The following is a 23,030-nucleotide window of genomic DNA, read 5'->3' as shown; positions in this document are numbered from 1 at the left end:
AGACGACCCATGCGAGCAGAATTCGCGCACGAACAGGCGCAGACCTACCTTCGGCAACGCAACCGCTTTGCCGTGCTGGCAGGTGTCCTGGGCCTCACCACGCTGGTCAGCCTCGGCGCCGCGGTAACCCGCGACGAGCAGGTGGTGCTGGTGCCGATTACCGCCGAGCGGATCACCGTCTCGAGCGGCGGGATCGACGCGCCCTATCTCGAGCTCGTCACCCGCGACACGGCGCTGATGCTCCTCAACCGGGCACCGGAAAGCCTCGACTACTGGATGGCGAGCATCCTGAAGCTCGCCGATCCCGCCGCGCACGGCCGCCTCAAGGCCGAGCTCGTCAGAATCGTCGAGGAACAGCGCGGCTCGGACATCAGCCAGGCCTTCGTGATCGCGGAAATGCATGTCGATCCCAAGGCCCTGACCTCGACCGTCACCGGCACGCTCAAGACCTTCGTCGGCGCGCAGGTGATCGCGAGCCAGCGCCGCTCCTTCCGTTTCCGCTGGTCGAAGCGTGGTCTCAGCGTCGCGCTCGCCGGCTTCGAGCAACTTCCCACCGACAAGGAGGAACCCGGCCAATGAGCCTTCTCCCATCTCCCCTCGCTGCTGCGCTTGCCGGAACCGGCCTTGCCTGTTTCGCGATCGGCGCGACAAGGCGCCCCGATTCAGGGCTCAAGCTGACCGGCCTCGCCGTACTCGCCTTCGCGCTCGCGCCGGTCCCGGCACATGCCGATCAGTTCGTCGAAGCCGCTGACAATGCGACCATCGACTGCGAGCTCGCTCGCGGCGAACTCACGCGGATCGCGCTCATCGATGACGGCTTCGCCAATGTCTCGAAGATCGCGAGCGGCTTTCCCTACAACGACTTCCAGGTGACGCACGAGCCGGTGCGTGGAGACATCTATATCTCCGTGCCCCCGCAATTTGCCGCAGGTCGGGTCAGCTTCTTTGCGACCAGCAAGGCGGGCTACGTCTACAAGTTCGCCTGCCGCCTTGGCGGCGAGGAAGCGACCCAGCTCTTCATCACCAATCCCGCGCTCGCTAAAGCCGCGGCTACCGAATGGGAGGCCGAGACCGGACCCGAGGACGCTGCGATCCGCCTGATCGAGGCGATGGCGAGCGATGCAGTCCTGCCCGGGTTCACTGCTCGCGCTGAACTGTCTGCTCCGCGCCGTACCGGCGGGATCGAGGTCCAGCTCGTCGCCGAATACCAGGGCGATGAACTCACCGGACAGCGCTTCCTCGTACGCAACCTCGGCCAGGAGAGCCTTGCGCTTGGCTCCGAGCGCGAAGGTCCCGCAGGCGCGCTCGCCTTCGCCTATGGCCGCGATGCACTCGCTCCCGGTGAAGCGACCAGTGCCTTCCTTGTCTTCGCCAAGGGAGGGCTCGACTGATGGCCGAGGCAACACAGAAGGACGCCGAGAAGAGGCCTCTGCCGGGCTCGCCGGAAGCGCGAGAAAGCGGACGGCGCAACCTCAATTCGCAGATCGCGCAGCGCCAGAAGATGCTGCTCGCCGGGATCGGGGCCATCGCGCTTATCGGCGGCGGGATGTTCATCTTCGGCGGCGATGGCGACGAGGGCGGCAGTGATGTCAATGGTGCGGCGACAATCGACACCGGCGGCCTCGTCAATCGCAACCTCTCGCAGCGCGAATTCGTTGCGAGTTACGGCAACCGGCTCGATGCACAGGGCCGCGCGATCAAGGATCTGCAGCAAGCCCAGCTGCCGCGCCCCGAGATCGAGCAAGAGCTCGAAGCGCTGCGCAACGAGAACGCGCAGATGCGCTCCGACGGCCAGGCAGCGATCGACGCGATCTCGGCCGAGAATGCCAATCTGCGGTCACAGCTTAGCGACGCTGCGAAGGTGCCGGCCGCCGCGCCGCCGCTGCCGCCACCACCGGCCTATGGTCCCGGCGTCGGCACCGGCGGGGCTGTCCAGCCACCGCAAGGAGCGCCGGAACCGCAGGGCGGGCAGCTCAGCCTGATGAGTTTCGGCGCGGAGACGGGCAAGGACGGCAAGCCGCGTGCGGCAGAGACTGCGCCAGCCTTGCTGCTCGAAGCGAGCCGCGATTACCTGCCGCCTAACAGCTACGCACCGGCAACGGTCATCGTGGGCGTCGACGCCTCGACCGGCGTTGCCAGCCAGAGCGATCCGCTTCCCGTGGTGCTCCGGATCACCGGACCGGCCCGCTCGGTCATGCGCGGCAACAAACTGCTCACCACCGACATTACCGGCTGCCTCGTCAATGGCGCGGCGCGCGGCGATCTCTCGGCCGAGAAGGTCTACGTCAAGCTGGTGCGCATGACCTGCGCGCAGCCCGGTGGCCGCTTCGCGGTCAGCGAGGTCAAGGGGTTCATCTCCTTTGCCGGAAAGTCGGGTGTGCGTGGCCGCGTGGTCAGCCGCGAAGGCAGCCTTGTCAGCCAAGCGCTGCTGGCCGGGATCGTTGGCGGCTTCGGGCGCGGATTTTCCGCCAACGCCAACGGCATATTCACCGGCCAGGTCGGCGCCAACGGTCAGCGCGAGGCGCTGTCGCCGACCGACATCCTCGCCGGTGGCTTTGGCCAGGGTGCCGGCGAAGCCGCCGACACCGTCAGCCGATACCTCATCGAACGCGCCGAACAATACCAACCCGTCGTCGAGATGCCGACCGGCATCGAGGTCGAGATCGTCTTTCTCGACGGCGTCCACGTCAGGAGCCCCTCCAAATGATCTACAATGACTCGCCGCCAAGCCTGAAGGCCCGCGCCGCCCACCTTGCCCTTGCCCTCTCGAGCGCCGCCGCCGTGCTGACGCTCGGCGTCTCTGCCGTCACTGCGATGCCTGCGAGCGCTGCGGGCATGGCGAGTGATGTCGCGCAGGCACTGAAACTGCGGCTGCCCAAGACCCCGATCGATGCGATCAGCTGCGACACGCTTGGCCCCTGGTGCGAAGTCGTCTCGGGCGACACGCTGTTCTACATCGACGAGACCGCCCGCTATCTCTTCGTGGGCCGTCTCTACGACATGGAAGAGCGGCGCGACGTGACCGCCGCCCGCCTGCTCGAACTCAATCCCGACCTGCTCGCGGCCGGTGCGGCACGCGTAGCCAGCGATGCGCCGGCGGGACGCGACGAAGCGCCTGTCCAGGCGGCCGCCAGCCATGTCGACCTCTCGTCGCTTCCGGTTGCCGGCGCGATCCACTGGGGCAACCCCAAGGGCGAACGCCTGGTCGTCTTCTCGGATTTCCAGTGTGGCTACTGCCAGCGCCTGACCGCCGAACTCGTCAAGGCAAAGGTCTATGTCGAAGAGCGACCAATCTCGATCTTCGGCGCGGCAAGCCGCAAGATTTCCGAGGCCGTGCTATGCGCCAAGGATCCGGCAAAGGCGCTCCATGCAGCCTACGCCGGCCAGGCGCCGGCGAGTGCCAAGACCTGCAAGGACGCCAAGGCACTCGATGCCAACGAAGCCTTCGCGAAGGCCAACGGGTTTGCCGGAACTCCGGTCATCGTGCGCGCCCGCGATGGGGCGGTGCTTCATGGCTACCGCGATGCCGCGGCGATCCGCCGCTTCGTCGCCGAGGGCAAGGGAGAGGCGCAATGAACCGGCTCCCGATCCTTCGCGCCGTGGTACTCGCCGCGCCGCTCCTTTTGGCCAGTGGCTGCGCCAGCCTTGGCGGAAACGTCAAAGGCAGTTTCGCCTGCCGCGCTCCCGAAGGGACCTGCGCGCCGACCTCCGCGATCGATGCCGGGGCGACCGGCATCGAAAAGGCCAACACGTCTGACGTGCAGCGGGCGGTGACCACGACCGGCGAAGCGGTTCGCCGCCTGCAGGTCGTGCTGACGCCCTACCGTGACGCGGCGGGCCGCGACCATGAGGCGCGCGTCGTTCACCTGACGCTGCCCGAACAGGCAGGGACAGGCTGGCGCGCCCCGCAGGGCCGCCGCGAAGTCCTGCGCTCGCTGGCATCGACTATTGCCGCGACGCGCGAGAGCAACCCCGCAACCGATTTCCAACCAACAGACACATTGCCGGAACAGCTGTTCATCCCCTCGCAGCCCGTTCCGGCGATGCCCGGCGCTGACGTGCCGGAACCCGGGGGACCTGGCTCGTTTTCCCCTCCCCGCGAGCCGGTCCCCCACCCTGACATGACTGAAGGAGAGAGCCAGTGACGCTATCCCTTGCTGCCGCGCGCGACGCACTCTCGCGGGGCCTGTTTGCCGACACGGCTCGGCCTGAAAATCCGCAAGCACATTTCGGACTCGACATGCTTTCGGACTGGCTGCCCTACCGGGTCTATGACGAGGGGGCGAAGCTCTACCGCAACGCCCGCTCCAAGGGCTTTGTGCTCGAAGTCACCCCGCTGATCGGGGCCGACGAACGGACCGGCGAGATCCTCGGCCAGTTCTTCTCCGAGGGCCTGCCGCAGGGCGCCTGCCTCCAGGTCCTGAACTTCGCATCGCCGCGGATCGGCAGCGTGGTCGGCCCCTGGTTCGCTCCGCGCTACGAGCAGGGCGGGATCTACGAGGCCATCGCCAAGGCGCGCACCAGCCGCCTTTACGATCTCGTCTGGACTTCGGGCTCGGCGCATGCGCCCTTCCACGCGCGCAACGTCCGGCTGATCGTCTCGCTCGGCGTGCCGGTGCCCGGCAGCGTAACCGACGCAGAACTTTCCGAATGCCGCGAAGGGCTGATGGGCATGCTCCATTCGCTCGGCCTCTTCGCGCAAGAGCTGCGTCCAGGCGGGCTGCTGGCGCTGATCGACGAACTTACCTCGCCGACCACCGCGCACGAGACCGACATCCATGCGTGGAACCCGCACGATACGCTCCAGTCCCAAGCGATCCGCCGCGACATCGAACTCGAGGTCGGCGACGATCGCCTGATCCTCAGGACCGAGCGCTTTCGCGAGACCGGCCGAGACGAGGAGGGCAATCCCGAAGTCGGCGAATGCTATCCCGACCATTTCGACGTGCGGCATTATGCCGTGCGCTCTACCCCTGAGCGCTGGGCGCCCTGGGAATGCGCGCGGCTCATCGGCGACATGTTCACCGACAAGCTGCGCTTCCCCTGTCCGACGGCGACCATGCTGTGCCTCGTCTACCCCGACCAGGAAGCCGCCTCGGCGCGCGCTGGCTTCAAGTTCATGCGCACGACCAGCCTCAGCCAGACCAAGAGCGCGCGCTTTCTCCCCAAACTCGCCGAACAGTCGGCCGAATGGCGCCACGTCCAGGCCGAACTCCAGGCTGGCAAGAAGCTCGTCAAGCTGTTCTACGGGCTCACCAGCATCTCGCCGCTCGGCCAGGGCGACGCGCACGAACGCATCATCAAGGCGATCTACAAGGCGGCGGGCTGGGATCTGGCCGACGAGCGCTTCCTCCAGCTGCAGGGCCTCGTCGCTGCCTTTCCCCTGAGCCTCGCCGATGGCCTCGCCGACGACATGGCGCGGTTGAAGCGCCTCAAGACCATGCTCTCGACGACGGCGGCGCATATCGCGCCGATGCAGGGGGAATATCTCGGCGGCGTGATCCCGCACCTCCTGCTCGTTGGCCGGCGCGGCCAGCCCTTCTGGTGGTCGCCGTTCGAAAACACTGCCGGCAATCACAATATCGCGATCTGCGGCAAGTCGGGCTCGGGCAAGTCGGTGCTGCTGCAGGAGCTCTGCGCCGCCCTGCGCGGTGCGGGCGCCAAGGTCGTGGTGATCGACGACGGGCGCAGCTTCGAGCATTCGGTCAAACTGCAGGGCGGACGCTTCGTCGAGTTCACGCTCGCCTCGGGCTTCTCGCTGAACCCCTTCTCGATGGTCGATGATGCCCGCGCGCACGAAGACGAGGATTACCGCCTCGACTGCTTTGCCATGATCAAGGCGATTGTCGGCCAGATGGCGCGTCCGGGTACCGCGCCGAGCGACACCGAACGCGGACTGATCGACCGGGCCGTAACCGCGACCTGGGAGGCCCTCGGAAGCGGCGCATCGGTCGACGATGTCGCGCACGCGCTCCATGGCTCGGAGAGCGAGGCGGGCCGCGATCTCGCCACCGCGATCGCGCCCTTCTGCCGCGGTGGTAGCTACGGCGGGTTCTTTGCAGGCAAGGCGAGCTTCGCGCTCGACGATGATTTCACCGTCTTCGAGATGAGCGACCTTGCAAGCCGCGAGGAACTGCGCAGCGTCGTCCTCTCGGCGATCATGTTCATGACCAGCCAGGCGATGACGCGCTCGTCGCGAGCAACCAAGAAGCTGCTGCTGATCGACGAGGCCTGGGCCATGCTCAAGGGTGGTTCGATGGGCGAGTTCGTTGAGACCTACGCACGCACCGCGCGCAAATATGGCGGCGCGCTCGCCACCGCGACCCAGTCCCTCAATGATTATTACAAGTCGGATGGCGCGCGCGCCGCGCTCGAGAACAGCGACTGGATGCTGGTGCTCCAGCAGAAGGCCGAGACGATCGCCGATTTCAGGGCGAACGCTCGGCTCGACATGGACGACCGCACCGAGACGCTGATCCGCAGCCTCAAGCGTTCGGGTACCGAGTACAGCGAGGTCTTCATCAAGGGCCCCGAGACCGAGGCGGTCGGCCGGCTCGTGCTCGATCCCTTCTCGGCGACGATCTACTCCTCCGATCCGGACACCTATGCCGCGATCCAGGACTGCGAGCGGCGTGGGCACAGCCTCGCCGATGCCATTCGCATCGTGGCGGGAGGCGGACAATGATGGTCTCGCATCTCGCCGACCGGACCCCACCGGCAAACCTCCGCAGCCTGCTGCCGTTCCTGCAAGGGAGCTGCTTCGTCCTCATCGAGACCGCGCGCTTTGCCGCGACTTCGCTGCTGATCGTGCTGGGATTGCCGCTCGCGCTGTTCCTGTTCGTTGCAGGCTGGGACCTTGGCGGCCTCTTCACCCAGCTCGCCAATCTGTCGGACCGCTACCTTGAAGCCGACGGCCTGCGTCGCAGTCTGTTCAGCCAGGACCTCAAGGGCTGCTTCCTCGTCCTCGCTGGCGCGGTGACGCTGGTTCGCATGCCGCGCTTCCTGAAGCGGCTCGCGGCCGATCTCGACAACCATCCGGCCCGGGAGGCGAACCGTGACTGACACACGCAGATTACCATCCCTCAATCGCCCGCTTTTGCTCAGAATTCTCGGCGTGCTCGCGCTCGTGGCCGCGCTGCTCTGGACGGCCTGGGTCAGCCGCGAGCTGTCCGAGCCGCGCCAGCAGATCGTCACCGTCCGGCTTGCCGAAACCATCGCGGCTTTCGTCGATGCCGAAGCGCGAGCAGAGCAGGATCCCGAAGCCAGTCAGGCGCGCGTGCTCGCCTTCCTCCAGGCGTCCGAGCGTGCCGTTGCAGAAATGGGGGCCGATGGCCGCGTGGTGCTGGTCGGCGAAGCGGTGCTCGCGGGCGATGCCCCCGATGCTACCGATGAACTGCGCGCACGGATCGCCCGCCAGCTTGGGCAGGGAGGCGGTCAGTGACGCAGTTTGCCTCTCGTCTTGTCCGCACGATCAAACGGCCGCTCGTCCTGACCGGACTGGTGCTGCTGCCCCTCGGATGGGGCGCGGTCGACGCCTTCGCGAAAGACCATGCCTTGCTCATCAATGCCAGCCCGAGCCTGCCCAACTGGGCGTTCTGGCTCGACAAGCATGCGCGGATCGAGCGCGGCAGTCTGATCTTCTTCGAGCCGCCGGCAAGCGAGCTCGTCGAAGCGCATTTCGGGAAAGGCGCGCAGCTCTTCGGCAAGCGGGTGCTGGGCGTGCCGGGCGATGTCGTCAGCCACCGTGGCCACGAGGTTTTCATCAACGGTCAAAAGATCGCGGCGCGGCTCGATGAGACCCGTCTCGGCATTGCGCTTCATGAAGGCCCCGAAGGACCGATCCCCGACGGGTGCTTCTATACCGGGACCAGCCATCCCCGCGGCCTCGACAGCCGCTACGCCGAGATCGGCTTCGTCTGCCGCGGCCAGATCCTCGGCAGCGGAAGGGCGATCCTGTGAGCAAGCTCATCCTCCCTGCGGTCCTGCTTGCAGTCCTGCTCTGCCCTGCCGAGGCGCTGGCGCGCGACTATGGCCAGCGCGGCACGGTGTTTCCCGTGATCGAGCGCGACCTCCTCGAACAGATCCATTCCCGCCTGACGCAGATGGAACGTTCGGGCGAGACCGCGCGGCTCAATGAAGACCTGAAGCGCCGCACGATCGCACGGGTGGGCCGGCCCGACCCCGTCGCCGGGATCGTCCGGGCCAGCGAAGCCCGACGCTGGCACTTCGATCCGACGATCACGCTCGCTGCCGACATCCGCGGGGCAAAAGGCGAGCTGATCCATGCCGCTGGCACGAGGGTCAATCCGCTCGACAGCGTCGGCCTTCGCGCCGATCTCCTGTTCCTCGACGGCGACGATCCCGACCAGCTCTCCTGGGCGCTCAAGCAGGACGCCAATGCCAAGCTGATCCTGGTGAAGGGCGCGCCGCTCGAGCTGATGAAGGCCCGTCAGCGCCGCTTCTATTTCGACCAGGGCGGCAAACTCACGGAAAGGTTCGGGATCAGGTCGGTGCCCGCACGCGTGCGCCAGCAGGGCCGCCTGCTCGAGGTCAGCGAAATCGCGCTGCCACCGAAAAGGAGGGCAGCCCAATGACGCACTTAAGAAAGCTGGCGCTCGTTCTGGCCGCCATTCTTGGTCTCGCCACCGCAACGCCTGCCATGGCCGATGCCGGTCCCGGCCGCTGCACCGGGAGCTTCGTCAACCCGATCACCGACATCTGCTGGTCGTGCCTGTTCCCGATCTCGATCGGCGGGCTGGACATCTGGCCGTCGAGCCGGCCCGATCCCGACAACCCCGACCTGCCGGTGTGCCTGTGCGGTCTGAGGCCCGGGATCGCGATGGGCTTCTGGGAACCCGTGCGGCTTGCCGATGTCAGCATGAAGCCGTGGTGCTTCGTGAACCTCGGCGGCATGAAACTCGATCCGGGCTTCGATATCGGCTTCCGCTCGATCTCGGGTCCATCGGCGGTGGGCGGCGCGAGCCAGTATTATTCGAGCTGGCATGTCCACTGGTATGCCTATCCGCTGATCTACTGGATGGAGATCGTCGCCGATTTCCTGTGCCTGGAATCGGGCTCGATCGACATTCTCTACATCTCCGAGATCGATCCGCTGTGGCAGGATTCCGAGCTCACCGCGATCATCAACCCCGAAGCCGTGCTGTTTGCCAACCCGCTGGCGCTCGCCGCTTGTGCGGCCGACTGCGTCGCCTCGACCGCGAAGCTGCCGATCGACGAGATGTTCTGGTGTGCGGGCTGCCAGGGGTCGATGTATCCGATGAACGGCAATGTCTCGGCCTCGATCGGCCACGTCCAGGCCTCGCGGCTCGTGCTCTCGCGCTTTGCCTACAAGCTCCACCGCGAACTCGTCTCCTGGGGGACGATGGGGTCCAAGGGCCTGTGCGGCAAATATTTGATGCCGGTGATGCGCAAGCAGCAATACCGCTTCCAGGCCACCAACCCCAACCCGGCGACCTCGGGCCGTTATGCCTGCCCGCCCATCGGCGCCTCCACCACCTTTCAATCGGCCGGACAGGTCATCCCCGCCATCGGAGAAGACATGGGATACCTCGTCTGGCGCAAGCGGAACTGCTGCGCGCTATGACCAAACACCTCCTTCTTTTGCCCGTCGGCCTTGCCGTCACCCTCGGTGGCCTCGCTCTCGCCCAGAGCGCGCCCGAAGGCATCGATCTCGAAGCGATCCGCGAGCGTGCGGCCGAACACGCCGACGATGCGCAGGCGCTCAGCACCAATGTCCGCCAGCGCGCCGAGGCGCTGACCGAGGACGCACAGACTATCCAGGCGCAAGCGCAGGCCAATCGCGCAGCCTATGCGGACAGCATCGAGGCAATCGAGACAAACGCCGTCCTCGACTTCGACGCGATGATCGCGGAGCAAGCCGCCGCCGAGAAGGCATCGCTCGGAGGAGCCCCCCGCTTCATTGCCTTTGCCAGCCTGTCGATGCCGCCCGAGGCGCTGAAAGCACTGGTCCATGACATGACCAGGGCGGGAGGCGTCACCGTGCTGCGCGGTTTCCCGGAAGGAAACAGCGAGGCGTTCAAGAAGCGCCTGGCTGCCATCTGGAGCACCCGCAACGCGGCCGGCTCGCTCGGCATTGATCCAAGGCTGTTCCGCGCCTTTAACATCGAGGCCGCACCGAGCTTCGTCATGCTGAGCACCGAGTTCAGCCCATGCGACGGGTTCGATTGCACCAGCGAGGTGCCGCCACACGACCGTATCGCCGGCAACATCAGCGTAGGCGAAGTCCTCGAGACCTTTGCCTCGGGCAAGGGTCCGGGCGCCGAGCTTGCCCGCCTCCACCTGCGCCAGCTCTCCACGGAGGAACGGCCATGACCGGCAGAACCCTTGCCAATCTCCTTGCGGCACTCGTCGCCCTCGTAAGCGCGGCTTCCCTTCACGCTCAGACCCGCGATGCGGCAAGGGCTGACGGGAAGGACTTTGCCACCGAGCTGCTGGGCGAGGCGCGCGATGCCGCAACGACCAATCCCGACGCGGCGCGCGTTCCCAATTTCGATCCGCAAGCGACGCGCGACCTGCAGGATCTTGCGCGCGATCCCGACCAGATCGAGGCCCGCGGGCGCAGCGCTGCCACAACCAGCACGCCGATGCGGACGATCCGCGACAGCATGGCCAATCGCGCAAGGTTCGAGCCGAACGAGGTCGAGGACGTGATTGCCCGCAGCCTCGCGATCAACGAGACGCCGCTCGACTACACCAGCGGCATGGCAATTTCGGGCAGCCAGGGATCGTGCGTTCCGCTGCCGCCAGGTTCGGGCTCGGCGGGCACCTACACCGCCACCTGCAATACGGGCACACGGATCGATCAGTCGGCAGGCCAATGCACGGTGCCGCTCGTCGCCAGGGTCAGCCAGCAACCGCAATATCATTACCTTTGCAGCCCATTGGGCAGCTTCAACCTGTCAGGTGAGCCGGATTGCGAAGAATTCTCGGGCGCTCTTTGCCGGGTGACCGGACACCGCAATGGTCCTTGCTTGCAGTGGGGTTGGTCCGGCGGGCGCAAGTGGTGCACCGAACCCGGTGATCCGCTAACCGAGCTGACTTGCGACGAAGAGGTCGCAGGCCAAACGCCCTACCGGATAACGACCGCGACCGCCGTCACGACGACCCCGGACGAAAGCCAGTGCACAGGTCTCGCAGGCAATAGCGATTGTACGCTCGATGCCGAGATCTGCACCGATACCGATCCGCAGACCCGCGTGGTCGATGGCGTCGCTGTCACACGCCCCTGCTGGGAATGGCAACGCAATTACACCTGCATCGCCCGCGAAGCGGCGACCGACTGCTCCGACCTCGAAAGCCAGGGAACCTGCCGCTTTGTCCGTGAGGAATGCGTTACCGACGAAGACCCCTGCGAGACCTGGGAGCGCATCTACGAGTGCCCGCTTCCCGGTACCGATAGCTCCACCCAGTATGTCTGCGACGGCGATGTCTATTGCATTGACGGCAGCTGCGAGACGATCGAGCGCACTGCGAACGACGAGTTCAAGGATGCTGTTACCGCGCTCCATGCGATGGACGAGGCTCGCGGCCAGTTCGATCCTGAGACGCTGACGCTGTTCCGCGGCACGCGTAACACCTGCTCCTCCAAGGTCTTCGGCGTGCTCAACTGCTGCAAGGGCAAGGGCTTCCCGCTCATCCCCGGCATCAGCCTGCTCGTCGCGCTCGGCTGCAGCCGCGAGGAAGTGCTGCTCCACGAACGCGATGCGCAGGGGCTGTGCGCTTATGTGGGGACCTATTGCTCGGACAAGTTCCTCGGCGTCTGCCTGACCAAGAAGAAGGTCTACTGCTGCTTCGAGAGCAAGCTCTCGCGAATCCTGCAGGAACAGGGCCGGCGCCAGCTGCCCGAGCCCTGGGACAAGCCCAAGGAAGAGCAGTGCGAGGGGTTCACTCTCGACGAGTTCGCCCGGCTCGACCTCAGCCAGATGGATTTCAGTGAAGTCTATGCCGAGTTCACCGAGGCTGCGCGGCTCCCCGACGAGCTCGAGACCAGCATCCTCATCCAGCAGAAAATCGCAGACTATTACGCAAGGAGTGGCCAATGACGCGCCGCCAATCACTGCTGATGCTGGCGCTCCCAGTATTGGCCATGTGTCTCGCTGCACTGCTTCCCGTTCGGGCAGTCGCCCAGGAAGCGCGCCAGGCAGAGCCAGCTGCCTCGGCAGACAGCCTCTACTGCGAACAGCGCAGGCTCGGCTACTGGTTCTATTGCGTCAGGCCGGTGCCGGCAGAGGAGCCGCAGGTGGAGCAACCACCGGCACAGTCAACCGCCACGCAAGAACTCGACGCGGTCACGGGAGAATTGCGCGAACTTAAGGCGCGCGCGATCCTCTATCCGACGCCGGAAAACGTCACCGCCTATATCCGCTTCCAGCGTGCCCAGCTCGACCGGGCTTCGTTGTTCTCCGATGTCTGGCAGCGCGCGATCTGGCAGGATCCCGAGCTCGACTACACGCTAGAGAGACCGGTTGGCGCGCTCGCCAAGAAGCAATGGCAAGACGCGCGCGCTGCCGACCGGGATGCCGTGATGGCCAAGCTTTCCGAGCGCTATGGCCTGTTCTACTTCTTCGCCCAGACCTGCGGCGCCTGCGAAGTGATGAGCCCGATCGTGCGCTCGGTAGCGGACCGCTGGCATATCACTGTCCGGGCGATCTCGACCGATGGCGGACCGTCCCGGCACTTCCCCGACTACAAGGTCGAAAGCGGCCAGCGGCCGCGCATGGGGCTCGAGCCCGGCATTACCCCGGCGCTCGTGCTGTGGGACAGCGTGGCCAGGCGCCCGATCCCGATCGGATACGGCGTGCTCTCGGCCGACGAGCTGCAGGACCGCATCTACCTCCTCACCTCGAAGGAAGCCGGACATGATTACTAGCATCCGCAATGCGGCGCTCACCATAGCTGCCGCCGGCATGGTCGCGTCCCCCGTCGCCGCAAACGTCGGCGACAGCATGGACCGTTTCATGGACAACATGGGCGCTGCGGCCAATGTCACCGGGCCGAGCGCGTTCGAAGGCCAGTCGGCGGGCTATTACAGCCTCGGCAATGTCTGGACGCGCTTCCCGCAGAAGACGACCAACATCGCCAATCTCCAGCTGCCGCGTGCCCGCGCTGGTTGCGGCGGTATCGATATCTTCGCCGGGTCGTTCTCCTTCATCAACGCGAGCGAGATGGTCGCGCTCTTGAAGGCCGTCGCCAACAATGCGGTGGGGTTCGCCTTCAGCCTCGCGATCGACACCGTCTGCCCCGAATGCTCGAAGATCATGCAGGAGTTCAGCCAGAAGGCGCAGCTCATGAACAATCTCTCGATCAACTCCTGCGAGATGGCGCAGGGACTGGTCGGCGGCGTGTGGCCCAAGGGCGATCTCGCCGACAAGGCGATCTGCGAAGCAATCGGCAATTCCGAAGGCATCTTCACCGACTATGCCGCTGCCAAGCATGGTTGCGGTACGCGCGGTCAGCGTGCGTCGACCAACGAGGGTGCCGGCGCCGACTATGCCGACGTCAATCCCGGTGTGCCGCGCAACTACACCTGGCATGTCCTTAAGCAGAGCGCCTTCTTCAACCCCGGTGGCACCTTCGACCGCGATCTTGCTGAATATGCGATGACGCTGATCGGCACGGTGATATACGTGCCGCCCCGCGACGACGAGCCGGGCAAATTCGTGCCTTTCGCCGGTGACGCCTCCTCGACGCTGGTTACCGCGCTGCTCGACGGCACACAGGGCCAGTCGGTGCGGGTGTTCCAGTGCGACGAGCCCGACCAGTGCCTCAACCCGACTTTCCAGCAGATGAGCCTGTCGAACGCAAAGGCCATCCGGCCGCGCGTTGCCCGGCTCATCGGCAGCATGGTCGAGGCCATTCGCAGCGATACCGCGATTGGCGACGAGGAGAAGGAGCTGCTCCAGGTGGCATCGGTACCGCTCTACAAGATCCTCACCGTGCAGGCGGCCTATGGACGCGGGATGGCCACCGACGACCGCGACACGCTGGCCGAGATCGCCAGCATCGATCTCCTCTATGCCATCCTTGAACGCATCACCGCAGAGGCTGGACGCTCAATGGCGAGTTTCATTGCGGCTGACGAAGCCAAGCTCGCGATCTGGCGCGCGCAGGTCGCCGAGGTTCGCTCTAGCCTCGCCCAGCGGCAAGCCACCGGACAGGCGCGGGTCTCCGCGATCATGCAGATCATCGAGAAGACCGCGATGATCGAGAATATGCTCGCCGCCTCGATGTCGCCGTCGATGGCCGCCGCGCTCGACTGGTCGCGGGGGATGCAGTCCCGTTCCATCGTTCCATAAGGGTCAGGCAGCATGGTCGAGATTTTCACGGTCGGCGGCGGCGAGTATATCGTCAATGTCCTCAACGCCGTTGCCGCCTGGACCGGTGCGGGCGGCTACAAGAGCCTGATCCAGGTCGCGCTGGTGATGGGCATGGTGCTCGCGGTCATCGTGGTCGCGTTCAACCAGGACTGGCGTGCCTGGCTCAACTGGTTCCTCGGTGCGACGCTCATCTACATGTGCCTGATGGTGCCGCGCATGGACGTCCACGTGACCGACCGGGTCAATCCCAGTCTTGCACCGGCAACGGTAGCCAATGTCCCGCTCGGGCTTGCCCTGATGGCAAGTTTCACCAGCCAGGCGGGGGACTATCTGACCCGCTCGGCCGAGCTCGTATTCGGCCTGCCGGACGACCTCAACTACTCGAAGAATGGCATGATCTATGGCGCGCGCCTGCTCGAATCGACGCGGAGCTTGCGCATTTCCGATCCGGAGTTTGCTGCGAACTTCGACGAGCATGTCCGGCAATGCGTGTTCTACGATCTGCTGCTCGGCCGCTATTCGATGAAGGAGCTGTCCGAGAGCGATGACATCTGGACGACGATCGCACCGGGGAGCGCGGCGCGCGCGCAGAAATTCCTGACCCGGCAGGCCGACGACAGCGTGACGGCTTCGATAATAACCTGCCGCGAAGCCTACACCGCGCTTTCGGGGCAATGGGCGAGCCTCATTGACGAGATGACGCTTGTCGCGGGGCGTCAGCTCTATCCGCGACAAACCGAAGCGCTCGCCAAGGCCAAGCTCATGGCGGACCTGCCGATTGCTTACCAGTATCTCACCGGCATCTCGCGTAGCGCGAGCGACATCTTTCGTCAGGTGCTGACGATCAATGCCATGAACCAGGCCATGCACGGTTTTGCCGGGGCGAGCGGCACCGGCAGCATTGACGTCTTCGCGCAGACCCGGGCCGATATTCAGACCGAGCGGACCTATTCCTCGATCGCGCACAACGCGATGAAATGGGTCCCAATCCTCAATGTCGTGCTGACAGTGGTGTTCTACGCGCTGTTCCCTGTCCTGTTTCCGCTGTTCCTGATGCCGCGGACCGGACCCATTGCATTGAGAGGTTACGTCACCGGCTTCTTCTACCTTGCGGCGTGGGGACCGCTCTTCGTCATCCTGCACATGATCCTGATGTTCAAAGGCGCGGGCGATGTCGCCGCCGCTGGCGGCAGCACAGGCCTCAGCCTCGCGACCTTTGCCGGCATGAGCGACGTCAACAGCGATATCGGCATCTTGGCGGGCTATCTTGTCGCCTCGATCCCGTTCCTTGCCGGCGGGGTGGCACGTGGTGCGCTGTCGATCTCGGGCCAGGCAACGAGCTATCTCAACCCGAGCCAGAACGCAGCCGAGGAAGCCTCGCGCGAAGCGAGCACCGGCAATGTCTCGCTCGGCAATTCGAACATCGACAATTCGACAGTCTTTTCCCGCCAGTTTGCGCAGGGCAATCTTGCACCCAACATCGCCTATGGCGCGGCACAGACGCGTGGTTTCAGCGACAGCGGCACGCAAACCACCAGCTTCCCCGATGGCGAGTTCGCTGCTGTCCCGAATTCAAGCTATCCGTTCACGCCGACGCTGGGGCAGGACTTCACCGGCCGCCTCGGAACGATGGCGAGCCAGAGCCGGACGCAGAGCGAGACCTATGCCAACCTCGCTCAGCAATCGACGAGCTCTGCGCTCACCCGGTTCAGCGAAATCCGCAATGCCTACAGCCAGGGTCAGAGCTCCGACACAGTCAGCGGCGTCGGCACGAACGACAGCATCGGCACGGCATTCAGTGAAGTCGACAATGCTTCAAGGACGCTTCAGCAGCAGTTCGGCCTGTCCCGGCGCGCCTCCGACGACATTACTGTGTCTTGGTTCTTGAATGGTGACGCTGGAATTGGTCTGAAGGGAGAAAGGGGGCCGGTACAGGCGTCTGCTGGTTTGCGGGGTGGTCGCAATCAGACTTGGACGGACAGCGATATCGGGATCGCCTCGGAAGATCGCGGCAGGATCATGGGGACGCTGCGGCAGCTTTCGGATAGCCGCAACTGGTCGAATACGCGTGAAGGCTTTCTGCGCGAGACGAGCTCAAGCTCGGTATCGCAGGTATCGACCAGCTCGTCGGGTCTCAGCCGATCGCTGACCGAAGCCGAGAGCTATACGCGAGAGGCGCGTCGGGCCGAAGAGATGGCCAGTCGCCTCGAGAACCAGGCCAGCTGGTACGAGGCCAACAGCGCCGCAGGCACGCTGAACCTGAGCCAGGCCTATCGCGAATGGGGCATGGCCGAGATGGAAGCCAATCGCGACTATTACGGGCCGGTGCGCTTCGACGACATCGAGTTCCAGATGAGCGCGCGCGGCCAGCAGCTGCAATCTCGGTTTGTCGAAAGCTATGCCGATCGGCTGCAGGACGACATCGAAGCCGACCTTTCATTGCCGGACTTCGCTCCTGTCAGCCGCCCCGGGATCGGGAGTGCTGGACAGGTGCGAGCTAGGGGAGCTGTAGGTTCTGCGGGTGGTCCCTCAATGCCCGACGCTCCGGATCGGTCTGACATCACGGATGAGGTCGAGCGGGTTCGCCAGCAGGGTCGTGGAAGGATTGGTACCGTTCGAGGTTACCTGGACCGCCAAACGCAAGGCGCCACGGGCGCAAGCGAGGAAGCTGCCGACGACGTAAAGGAATGGTAGGTGGTCAAAGCACCAAGTCGTAGATCACCACATAGATGATGAATGCTATGAGAAGGATGGCGAATGCAATGAAGCCAACCCGCCCCCATGGGTCAGCCCAGGCCTTCTTCCATGAGTAGGACGTGAGGCGATTTTCGGAGATGGCACGGTCGATCTCTCGTAGGCCCTTCCAGTCCGTCTCGTCATTGTGACCCTTCTCATCATCCATTTCCATCACTCCGACCTAAATAAAGTAGCAATTTTGATGCATTATCGGTGATAAGCTAATTTAGGTCTCGATATTGACACATTAAGTGCCTTCATGTAAAGACGCAAAATCGCTACACAACGCTGCATATTGGAGATAATGTCTCGATAATGCCACATTATGATTCAGCAGATCTGCGCCCTCTCTCGGTACTGCTATCCGACCTCGGGAAGCAGATCGAAGCATATCGCATATCACGCAATCTCAAGCAGGCCGATCTTGCGGAAATGGCTGGCATCTCGCGTTCAACGCTCGCCCGCTTGGAAGCCGGCAATGGCGGGACCATCGATAGCCTTGCCAGGATCATGCGTGCGCTTGAAATTGAAGACCGCCTTCTGGATGTCATGCCGGACGCCAAGCTGAGCCCGCTTGATCCCCGGTCCGACACCGGCAAGGCGCGACAAAGGGTGCGCAAGTCTTCTGAACGTGAGGCTGGCGAGGAATGGAGCTGGGGTGACGAGGCCCCATGACGCGTGCCGTAGTCAATCTCTGGGGCCGTCAGATCGGCGCCGTCCTGTGGGATGAGGATCGCGATGTCGGGGTTTTCGAATACACTCCGGAATTCAGCCGCAGCGGTATCGAAGTCGCCCCGCTCGCAATGCCCCTGCGAAGTGGCGTCTACGACTTTCCCGCCCTGAATTACGAGACCTTCAAAGGTCTACCGGGCATGCTGGCAGACAGCCTGCCCGACAAGTTTGGCAACGCCCTGATCAACCGTTGGCTTGCCGAGCAGGGCCGCACAGCCGACAGCTTCGATCCGGTCGAGCGCCTTTGCTATACCGGTCGCCGAGGCATGGGCGCGCTCGAATTCGAGCCTGCTACCGGTGAGCGCCGTGAACAGGGCCGGCCGGTCGATATCGCTCCGCTTGTCGAGCTCGCCAACAGGGTCATTGCCGCGCGTGAAGAACTCGCCGGTGTGCTCAAGGGTGAAGATGATCATCGCGCACTTCAAGAAATCTTGCGCGTCGGCACATCTGCTGGTGGCGCCCGGGCCAAGGCCGTCCTCGCCTGGAATGAGGAGACCGGAGAATTCCATTCAGGGCAGCTGACTGCAGGGCCCGGCTATACGCAATGGCTGATCAAATTCGATGGCGTGTCGGGCAATGCCGACAAGGAACTCGCCGACCCGATGGGCTTCGGCCGGCTTGAATACGCCTGCTATCTGCTAGCCCGAGAGGCTGGCATCGACATGGCTCGCTCTCGTCTGCACGAAGAAGGTGGGCGGGCACATTTCATGACCCAGCGCTTCGACCGCACGCCTGACGGCAAGAAGCTCCACATGCAGTCGCTTTGCGCGATGCGCCATTTCGATTTCAACCTCGCTCGCGCATACAGCTACGAGCAGGCGATCGAGACAATCCGCATGCTCGGTCTCGGCCGCGAGGCGATCAAAGAGCAGGTACGCCGCGCGCTGCTCAATGTCTTCATTCGCAACCAGGACGACCACACCAAGAACATTGCCTTCCTCATGAATAGCGCGGGTCGCTGGAGCCTCTCGCCCGCATTCGATGTCGTCTACGCCTACAATCCTGATGGCGACTGGACCAACGAACACCAGATGTCACTTGCCGGGAAGACCGATGGCTTCGAACTCGAAGACCTACTGACTTTCGGAAAGTTCGGTGACCTAAAGACAGGCGAGATCAGAGCCATGATTGAAGAAATTAAAGCCGCAATCGGTCTTTGGGAGAAGTTCACAGCCCTAGCGGCCGTTCCCGTGGAAGTCGCAGAGCGAGTAAAAGCCCAGTTCCGGACTGAAGTCATATAGATTCGACGCCCCGGACGCAGCAGTTTGCGCGCCTTAGCGATCACGCGGCAATCGAAGCTGTAGCAGAAATAGGGTAGGCAATACAAAATATTATTTCGATGCCTTCCGAATGCCGCCGAAGTGACGGTAAAAACTATTCGTCTGCTTTCTCCTGAGATTGAAGATGTGTTCTGATCCGTTCAGCAATCACATCCGCTTTTGCCATGAGATCGAGGATCGTTTCGCGGATTTCGTCAAGCCTTCGGTGATCTTCAGTTCGAAGCTGAATCTGATCGATAGAGGAGTATGTGCTGAGATATCGCTCAATTCGAGCATGTCGGCGTCTAAAATCCGCTTTGGCGAGGGGGAGCGTAGCGAGATATGTCTCCCAAGCCTTGTTACCCTTTTTAGAATTGCAAGGCTTGCAACACGGAAGCAGATTTCCAACTCGGTGACCATGCCCACTGAACCGGCTGTCTTTCACAGTGGCAAATATGTGGTCCCAAGTCTCCGCATCGTCGCCGCAGTACGCACATTCCAAATCACCTTCAGGATCGTTCCCAAGCGTAGCCACCGCCGCACGAACTCGATCGACCTCGTATGGATCGTTTGGAGCGATTGAAGCAGCAAACATGTGATTCACCGTAGTACGTCTTTTGCGCACCATTCGATAGGGGCGGAGGTGTCGGGCGATGCTAGCATATTTCATTGAATTGTTTCCGGTTTCTCAGGTTTAAGCCAAGCTCGCCTCGTCAGAGACAATCGGCGCAAAGCGGGTCTTTTTGACGGCCACAGCCCTAAACCTAAGGTCCACCTCAGACTTGCCAAAATTTGACTTTCTACGCACTTTTGCACATTTATGCTAACGACTGCGCATAAGGAGACGCTACGATGCGAATATCGGTCATTCTGCCGGCACCGGATTCCACGCGCTTCCAAGCGTATTGCGATCAAAACGGGTACAAAAAGTCAACTTTGATTTGCCGTCTGATCCGAGAACATTTAGAGAACGAAAACTTCGCGCTTCAGTCTGAGATGAAGCTCGACCATCAGGCCGGGGATAATGAAAATGGATGACAGCGGAAAAGTTTCGAAACGAAAGCGGACCTTCAATTCGTTCTTCGCAGGCATCGGTGGATTCGATTTGGCGCTCGAGCGCGAGGGGTTCGCCGCCGCTGCCCAATGTGAGATCGACACGTTCTGCCAAGGTGTCCTCGCGTCACACTGGCCTCAAGTCACCCTGTTCGACGATATCACGAAGATTGATCCGTCAAACCTGCCTCAGGCGGAGGTATGGTGTGGAGGATTTCCCTGTCAGGACGTTTCAGTTGCGCGGGGGTCGAACAAGAGAGACGGATTGGCCGGCAAGAACAGCGGCCTCTTCTTTAGCTTTCTGGAGCTTGTGCGATCACGGAAGCCGGACACGATCCTGCTCGAGAACGTCGTCGGACTTCTCAGTTCGCACAATGGGCAAGACTTTCGAGTGGTGGTCGAGGAACTGACCTCACTCGGTTACGCTGTTGCCTGGAGGGTGATGAACAGCCGCTATTTTGGTTCGCCTCAGTCGCGACCGAGAGTTTTCGTTTGTGCCTCTCGCACATCCGCGGAACTTCCAATCAAAGTTCTTTATGAAAATAAGCCAGGACGTAAACCAGCAGGTGTGCGTGACGGCTTCCTCCGGGACAGCCGCTGCAATTCTTCGGGAGCAATTGTTGCGGAAGTCGCATACTGTCTGGCCGCGACATCGGGACGGCATACCGGCACCGATTGGAGCCGGACCTATGTTTCCTATGAAGATGCTGTTCGGCGGCTGACCCCGACAGAATGCGAGGGGTTGCAAGGTTTCCCAGTGGGTTGGACCACTAACACTGGTGCGTCGCCCATCCGTCCAGCAGATGAGGATAGTCTCAGGTACAAAGCACTCGGGAACGCGGTGTCTGTGCCTGTTGCCCAATGGATCGCTAAGCGATTGAAGGCGGAGCTGTCCAAGCCACGATCCAAAAATTGGAAAAGTGCGGTCAACCTTGCGCCAGACTTCAAGGGTAGGACACTCCGCAAATCGAGACTGAGCGAATTGCACCTTTCCGAAGATGGGGCAGTGCAGCAGCTCAAATGGCAATCTGGCGGCTACGCCATAGGTGACGACTGTTGGGATTTAGCTGCTCCGCCAGCCCCTAATCGGCCAACAGAGATGAAGCTTATTGAAGTGATCGAGAGGGTCGTTCCTGACGCAAGATACTTCTTGAGCGCAAACGCAGCAGAAGGGATCTTGCGTCGAGTTGACAGCCAGAACCGGACCCTTTTTGGGCCGATGGATCGGGCATTGCGCCATATGGTGCAATACGGCCCAGAAAGTGGAGTTTGCCTTCCCAAGAGCAGTAGGCGAGCTGCCGCCTAGCCAATCCTTACAATGCTTTGAGTTGCATTTGCGCTCAAGGTTCTGCAACTCCTTGGTTCTGACCTGACATGAGGCGGGAGCGAGGGGCTTTGCATGGGATTCGTTGTTGTTCGATTGGGAAAGGATAGCGTTCCGACAATTCGGCGGTTTTCGGACGGAACTTCCGAGCCGCCTTTCGACTTCGAGTTCACGTGCAAGCAGGTCGAGGAAACCATAGATGAGGGCGACTACGCTTTCATCTATCTAGGTTCGGACAACAATCAGGGCGTGGAAACCGCTTGGAAGCAGGGGCTTCGCGGGATCGCCAAGATTGTCGGCCTGGATCGCGGGGAAGGGTTTAATGACGAGAGCACGTTCACCCTTCGCGTAATCTCGGTGTTTCCAAAGAGCTTGGATCAGTTCGATTTTCTCGAACGAAGCGCGACACTTTATAAGTACTTTTCAAAGTACCCTGTTATCGGGATCAAATCGTCGAGGAACAACGCAGTCCAGCGAGTCCGGGATGATCCCCGCGAAAACACTAGTGCCCTCCTAACCGCGATCAAGCTGCTCTACCCGGAGCTTTCAGATAACCTAGTCGCTCATGCAGATGAGCTGCTCGATATGCTGGAGTTTATCCCAGAAAATGAGGTTCCCCAAAATGGGGGGATAGCATCGGCAGACGATCCTGTTCTGCGAATGGTAGAAAGAGCGATCAACGAGCGAAATGAGCTGAATTTTCTCTTTCTCGGCTCACCTGGTACTGGCAAGACATGGCATGCCCACAGAGTGGCGAACGCTCTGACCGGTGCAAATGGAAATCGCATCGCGTTCCTCCAATTCCACCCTTCTATGGCCTATGACGACTTTGTAGAGGGCTATTCTCCGACACTTGCTGCGGATCAGACCTCCATCAAATATGAGATCAAACCGAAGCACTTTTTGAAGCTTTGCGACGCAGCCCGCGCCGATGCGGATAACCACTACGTCATGGTCATTGATGAAATTTCCCGAGGCGATCCAAGCAGGGTTTTCGGAGAAATGCTGACTTATGTGGAGCCAGATTATCGCGACCGAACTTTCACTTTGGGATATTCGGGCAAACCCTACAGCGTTCCATCCAACCTCATAATCATTGCCACCGCCAACCCCTATGATCGATCTGTTGGCGAGATGGATGACGCATTTCTTCGACGGTTTGAAATTGTGGAGTTTGACCCCGACAAGGACGTCCTACGCCGTAGGTTGACCGAAAACGGTATGCCGGAAGACTTGCAGAGAAAGGTCTTGCACCTCTTTGACAACCTTAATGCAACCGTCCCGAATGGCGTAGGACATGCCCACTTTTTCGGGCTCAGAACGGTAGCAGATGTAGAGCAAGTTTGGCGCTCTCGCCTCCGCTTTATGGTGCAGCGAATGCTGCAATTCGAGCCCGAGAAATGGGAAGCTATCGTGCAGAAGTACGAGGAGATGTTTGGCAATGAGGCAGGAAATGCTGAAACCGATCAAGGCGAAACCGACCAAACCGAAGTTGACGCGGCTAACGACGCGGGTGATCAAACGGTGACCGAAGTCACCGGCAATGAGGAAACCAATGCCTAGCCGCCA

General features: G+C 62.4%; 23 protein-coding genes. 21 read left to right on the top strand and 2 right to left on the bottom strand.

Going from position 1 to position 23,030, the window contains the following annotated elements; all coding sequences use genetic code 11:
* Window positions 1-9: 9 nt before the first annotated feature.
* The 16 genes from EG799_RS08810 to EG799_RS08735 are packed head-to-tail and all read left to right on the top strand — an operon-like array spanning window position 10 to window position 17,051.
* The gene (locus tag EG799_RS08810) at window positions 10-579 is read left to right on the top strand and encodes a type IV conjugative transfer system protein TraE (protein ID WP_123880420.1); all 570 of its coding nucleotides are present in this window, start codon (window positions 10-12) and stop codon (window positions 577-579) included.
* A complete protein-coding gene (locus tag EG799_RS08805; RefSeq protein WP_123880418.1) occupies window positions 576-1,391 on the top strand; it encodes a type-F conjugative transfer system secretin TraK in 816 nt (271 codons plus the stop codon). Before EG799_RS08810 ends, EG799_RS08805 begins: the two co-directional genes overlap by 4 nt.
* Window positions 1,391-2,707: a TraB/VirB10 family protein gene (locus tag EG799_RS08800; protein WP_123880416.1), complete on the top strand. Its 1,317-nt coding sequence runs from the start codon at window positions 1,391-1,393 to the stop codon at window positions 2,705-2,707. The genes EG799_RS08805 and EG799_RS08800 overlap by 1 nt, the downstream gene beginning before the upstream one ends.
* Entirely contained in the window at window positions 2,704-3,576 is an 873-nt protein-coding gene (locus EG799_RS08795; RefSeq protein ID WP_123880414.1) for a DsbC family protein, read from the top strand. The genes EG799_RS08800 and EG799_RS08795 overlap by 4 nt, the downstream gene beginning before the upstream one ends.
* Window positions 3,573-4,145: a hypothetical protein gene (locus tag EG799_RS08790; protein ID WP_123880412.1), complete on the top strand. Its 573-nt coding sequence runs from the start codon at window positions 3,573-3,575 to the stop codon at window positions 4,143-4,145. The genes EG799_RS08795 and EG799_RS08790 overlap by 4 nt, the downstream gene beginning before the upstream one ends.
* On the top strand, window positions 4,142-6,685 hold the full coding sequence (traC, locus tag EG799_RS08785) for a type IV secretion system protein TraC (RefSeq protein ID WP_123880410.1): 2,544 nt from the start codon (window positions 4,142-4,144) through the stop codon (window positions 6,683-6,685). Before EG799_RS08790 ends, traC begins: the two co-directional genes overlap by 4 nt.
* Window positions 6,682-7,062: a hypothetical protein gene (locus EG799_RS08780; protein WP_123880400.1), complete on the top strand. Its 381-nt coding sequence runs from the start codon at window positions 6,682-6,684 to the stop codon at window positions 7,060-7,062. Before traC ends, EG799_RS08780 begins: the two co-directional genes overlap by 4 nt.
* The gene (locus tag EG799_RS08775; protein ID WP_234029088.1) at window positions 7,055-7,441 is read left to right on the top strand and encodes a type-F conjugative transfer system protein TrbI; all 387 of its coding nucleotides are present in this window, start codon (window positions 7,055-7,057) and stop codon (window positions 7,439-7,441) included. The genes EG799_RS08780 and EG799_RS08775 overlap by 8 nt, the downstream gene beginning before the upstream one ends.
* Entirely contained in the window at window positions 7,438-7,959 is a 522-nt protein-coding gene (locus EG799_RS08770) for a S26 family signal peptidase (protein ID WP_123880398.1), read from the top strand. Before EG799_RS08775 ends, EG799_RS08770 begins: the two co-directional genes overlap by 4 nt.
* Window positions 7,956-8,594 carry a type-F conjugative transfer system protein TraW gene (gene traW / locus EG799_RS08765; RefSeq protein WP_407641223.1) on the top strand — a complete coding sequence of 213 codons (639 nt, stop codon included), beginning with the start codon at window positions 7,956-7,958 and terminating at the stop codon, window positions 8,592-8,594. The genes EG799_RS08770 and traW overlap by 4 nt, the downstream gene beginning before the upstream one ends.
* Window positions 8,591-9,604: a conjugal transfer pilus assembly protein TraU gene (gene traU / locus EG799_RS08760; RefSeq protein ID WP_039279362.1), complete on the top strand. Its 1,014-nt coding sequence runs from the start codon at window positions 8,591-8,593 to the stop codon at window positions 9,602-9,604. Before traW ends, traU begins: the two co-directional genes overlap by 4 nt.
* Window positions 9,601-10,353 carry a type-F conjugative transfer system pilin assembly protein TrbC gene (gene trbC / locus EG799_RS08755; protein WP_123880397.1) on the top strand — a complete coding sequence of 251 codons (753 nt, stop codon included), beginning with the start codon at window positions 9,601-9,603 and terminating at the stop codon, window positions 10,351-10,353. The genes traU and trbC overlap by 4 nt, the downstream gene beginning before the upstream one ends.
* Window positions 10,350-12,083: a conjugal transfer protein TraN gene (locus EG799_RS08750; RefSeq protein ID WP_123880395.1), complete on the top strand. Its 1,734-nt coding sequence runs from the start codon at window positions 10,350-10,352 to the stop codon at window positions 12,081-12,083. The genes trbC and EG799_RS08750 overlap by 4 nt, the downstream gene beginning before the upstream one ends.
* Window positions 12,080-12,910, top strand: coding sequence for a conjugal transfer protein TraF (locus EG799_RS08745; RefSeq protein WP_181950888.1), 831 nt, complete (start codon window positions 12,080-12,082; stop codon window positions 12,908-12,910). The genes EG799_RS08750 and EG799_RS08745 overlap by 4 nt, the downstream gene beginning before the upstream one ends.
* Entirely contained in the window at window positions 12,900-14,336 is a 1,437-nt protein-coding gene (locus EG799_RS08740) for a conjugal transfer protein TraH (RefSeq protein WP_123880393.1), read from the top strand. The genes EG799_RS08745 and EG799_RS08740 overlap by 11 nt, the downstream gene beginning before the upstream one ends.
* A gap of 12 nt (window positions 14,337-14,348) precedes the next feature.
* Window positions 14,349-17,051, top strand: a complete 2,703-nt coding sequence (locus EG799_RS08735; protein WP_123880391.1) for a conjugal transfer protein TraG N-terminal domain-containing protein — start codon at window positions 14,349-14,351, stop codon at window positions 17,049-17,051.
* Window positions 17,052-17,055: 4 nt separating this feature from the next.
* On the opposite strand, the gene EG799_RS08730 is transcribed toward EG799_RS08735, so the two are convergent.
* Window positions 17,056-17,265, bottom strand: a complete 210-nt coding sequence (locus EG799_RS08730) for a hypothetical protein (RefSeq protein WP_089217199.1) — start codon at window positions 17,263-17,265, stop codon at window positions 17,056-17,058.
* Between the two features lie 143 nt (window positions 17,266-17,408).
* On the opposite strand from EG799_RS08730, the gene EG799_RS08725 reads away from it, so the two are divergent.
* The gene (locus EG799_RS08725) at window positions 17,409-17,768 is read left to right on the top strand and encodes a helix-turn-helix domain-containing protein (RefSeq protein ID WP_123880389.1); all 360 of its coding nucleotides are present in this window, start codon (window positions 17,409-17,411) and stop codon (window positions 17,766-17,768) included.
* Complete coding sequence (locus EG799_RS08720; protein WP_123880387.1) at window positions 17,765-19,066, top strand: type II toxin-antitoxin system HipA family toxin; 1,302 nt, start codon at window positions 17,765-17,767, stop codon at window positions 19,064-19,066. Before EG799_RS08725 ends, EG799_RS08720 begins: the two co-directional genes overlap by 4 nt.
* A 133-nt stretch (window positions 19,067-19,199) precedes the next feature.
* Here EG799_RS08720 and EG799_RS14225 read toward each other — a convergent pair whose 3' ends face one another.
* The gene (locus EG799_RS14225) at window positions 19,200-19,688 is read right to left on the bottom strand and encodes a hypothetical protein (protein ID WP_123880385.1); all 489 of its coding nucleotides are present in this window, start codon (window positions 19,686-19,688) and stop codon (window positions 19,200-19,202) included.
* Between the two features lie 248 nt (window positions 19,689-19,936).
* On the opposite strand from EG799_RS14225, the gene EG799_RS08710 reads away from it, so the two are divergent.
* The 3 genes from EG799_RS08710 (at window position 19,937) to EG799_RS08700 (ending at window position 23,024) form a co-directional block, all read left to right on the top strand.
* Window positions 19,937-20,122: a hypothetical protein gene (locus EG799_RS08710; protein WP_123880383.1), complete on the top strand. Its 186-nt coding sequence runs from the start codon at window positions 19,937-19,939 to the stop codon at window positions 20,120-20,122.
* The gene (locus EG799_RS08705; protein ID WP_199798279.1) at window positions 20,109-21,443 is read left to right on the top strand and encodes a DNA cytosine methyltransferase; all 1,335 of its coding nucleotides are present in this window, start codon (window positions 20,109-20,111) and stop codon (window positions 21,441-21,443) included. Before EG799_RS08710 ends, EG799_RS08705 begins: the two co-directional genes overlap by 14 nt.
* 93 nt (window positions 21,444-21,536) lie before the next feature.
* Window positions 21,537-23,024 (top strand): McrB family protein, encoded by a 1,488-nt coding sequence (locus tag EG799_RS08700; RefSeq protein WP_123880381.1) that lies wholly within the window; start codon window positions 21,537-21,539, stop codon window positions 23,022-23,024.
* Window positions 23,025-23,030 lie beyond the last annotated feature (6 nt).

It is taken from the genome of Aurantiacibacter spongiae (assembly GCF_003815535.1).
Taxonomy (GTDB): Bacteria; Pseudomonadota; Alphaproteobacteria; order Sphingomonadales; family Sphingomonadaceae; genus Alteraurantiacibacter; species Alteraurantiacibacter spongiae.
Note: the sequence above shows the minus strand (reverse complement) of the source record. Positions and strands in the feature narration are given on the sequence as shown.

Coding starts and splice junctions, on each gene's coding strand:
- EG799_RS08810 (WP_123880420.1), top strand. CDS start 10: ATGCGAGCAGAATTCGCGCACGAACAGGCGCAGACCTACCTTCGGCAA.
- EG799_RS08805 (WP_123880418.1), top strand. CDS start 576: ATGAGCCTTCTCCCATCTCCCCTCGCTGCTGCGCTTGCCGGAACCGGC.
- EG799_RS08800 (WP_123880416.1), top strand. CDS start 1,391: ATGGCCGAGGCAACACAGAAGGACGCCGAGAAGAGGCCTCTGCCGGGC.
- EG799_RS08795 (WP_123880414.1), top strand. CDS start 2,704: ATGATCTACAATGACTCGCCGCCAAGCCTGAAGGCCCGCGCCGCCCAC.
- EG799_RS08790 (WP_123880412.1), top strand. CDS start 3,573: ATGAACCGGCTCCCGATCCTTCGCGCCGTGGTACTCGCCGCGCCGCTC.
- EG799_RS08780 (WP_123880400.1), top strand. CDS start 6,682: ATGATGGTCTCGCATCTCGCCGACCGGACCCCACCGGCAAACCTCCGC.
- traU (WP_039279362.1), top strand. CDS start 8,591: ATGACGCACTTAAGAAAGCTGGCGCTCGTTCTGGCCGCCATTCTTGGT.
- trbC (WP_123880397.1), top strand. CDS start 9,601: ATGACCAAACACCTCCTTCTTTTGCCCGTCGGCCTTGCCGTCACCCTC.
- EG799_RS08750 (WP_123880395.1), top strand. CDS start 10,350: ATGACCGGCAGAACCCTTGCCAATCTCCTTGCGGCACTCGTCGCCCTC.
- EG799_RS08745 (WP_181950888.1), top strand. CDS start 12,080: ATGACGCGCCGCCAATCACTGCTGATGCTGGCGCTCCCAGTATTGGCC.
- EG799_RS08740 (WP_123880393.1), top strand. CDS start 12,900: ATGATTACTAGCATCCGCAATGCGGCGCTCACCATAGCTGCCGCCGGC.
- EG799_RS08735 (WP_123880391.1), top strand. CDS start 14,349: ATGGTCGAGATTTTCACGGTCGGCGGCGGCGAGTATATCGTCAATGTC.
- EG799_RS08730 (WP_089217199.1), bottom strand. CDS start 17,265: ATGGAAATGGATGATGAGAAGGGTCACAATGACGAGACGGACTGGAAG.
- EG799_RS08725 (WP_123880389.1), top strand. CDS start 17,409: ATGCCACATTATGATTCAGCAGATCTGCGCCCTCTCTCGGTACTGCTA.
- EG799_RS08720 (WP_123880387.1), top strand. CDS start 17,765: ATGACGCGTGCCGTAGTCAATCTCTGGGGCCGTCAGATCGGCGCCGTC.
- EG799_RS08710 (WP_123880383.1), top strand. CDS start 19,937: ATGCGAATATCGGTCATTCTGCCGGCACCGGATTCCACGCGCTTCCAA.
- EG799_RS08705 (WP_199798279.1), top strand. CDS start 20,109: ATGAAAATGGATGACAGCGGAAAAGTTTCGAAACGAAAGCGGACCTTC.
- EG799_RS08700 (WP_123880381.1), top strand. CDS start 21,537: ATGGGATTCGTTGTTGTTCGATTGGGAAAGGATAGCGTTCCGACAATT.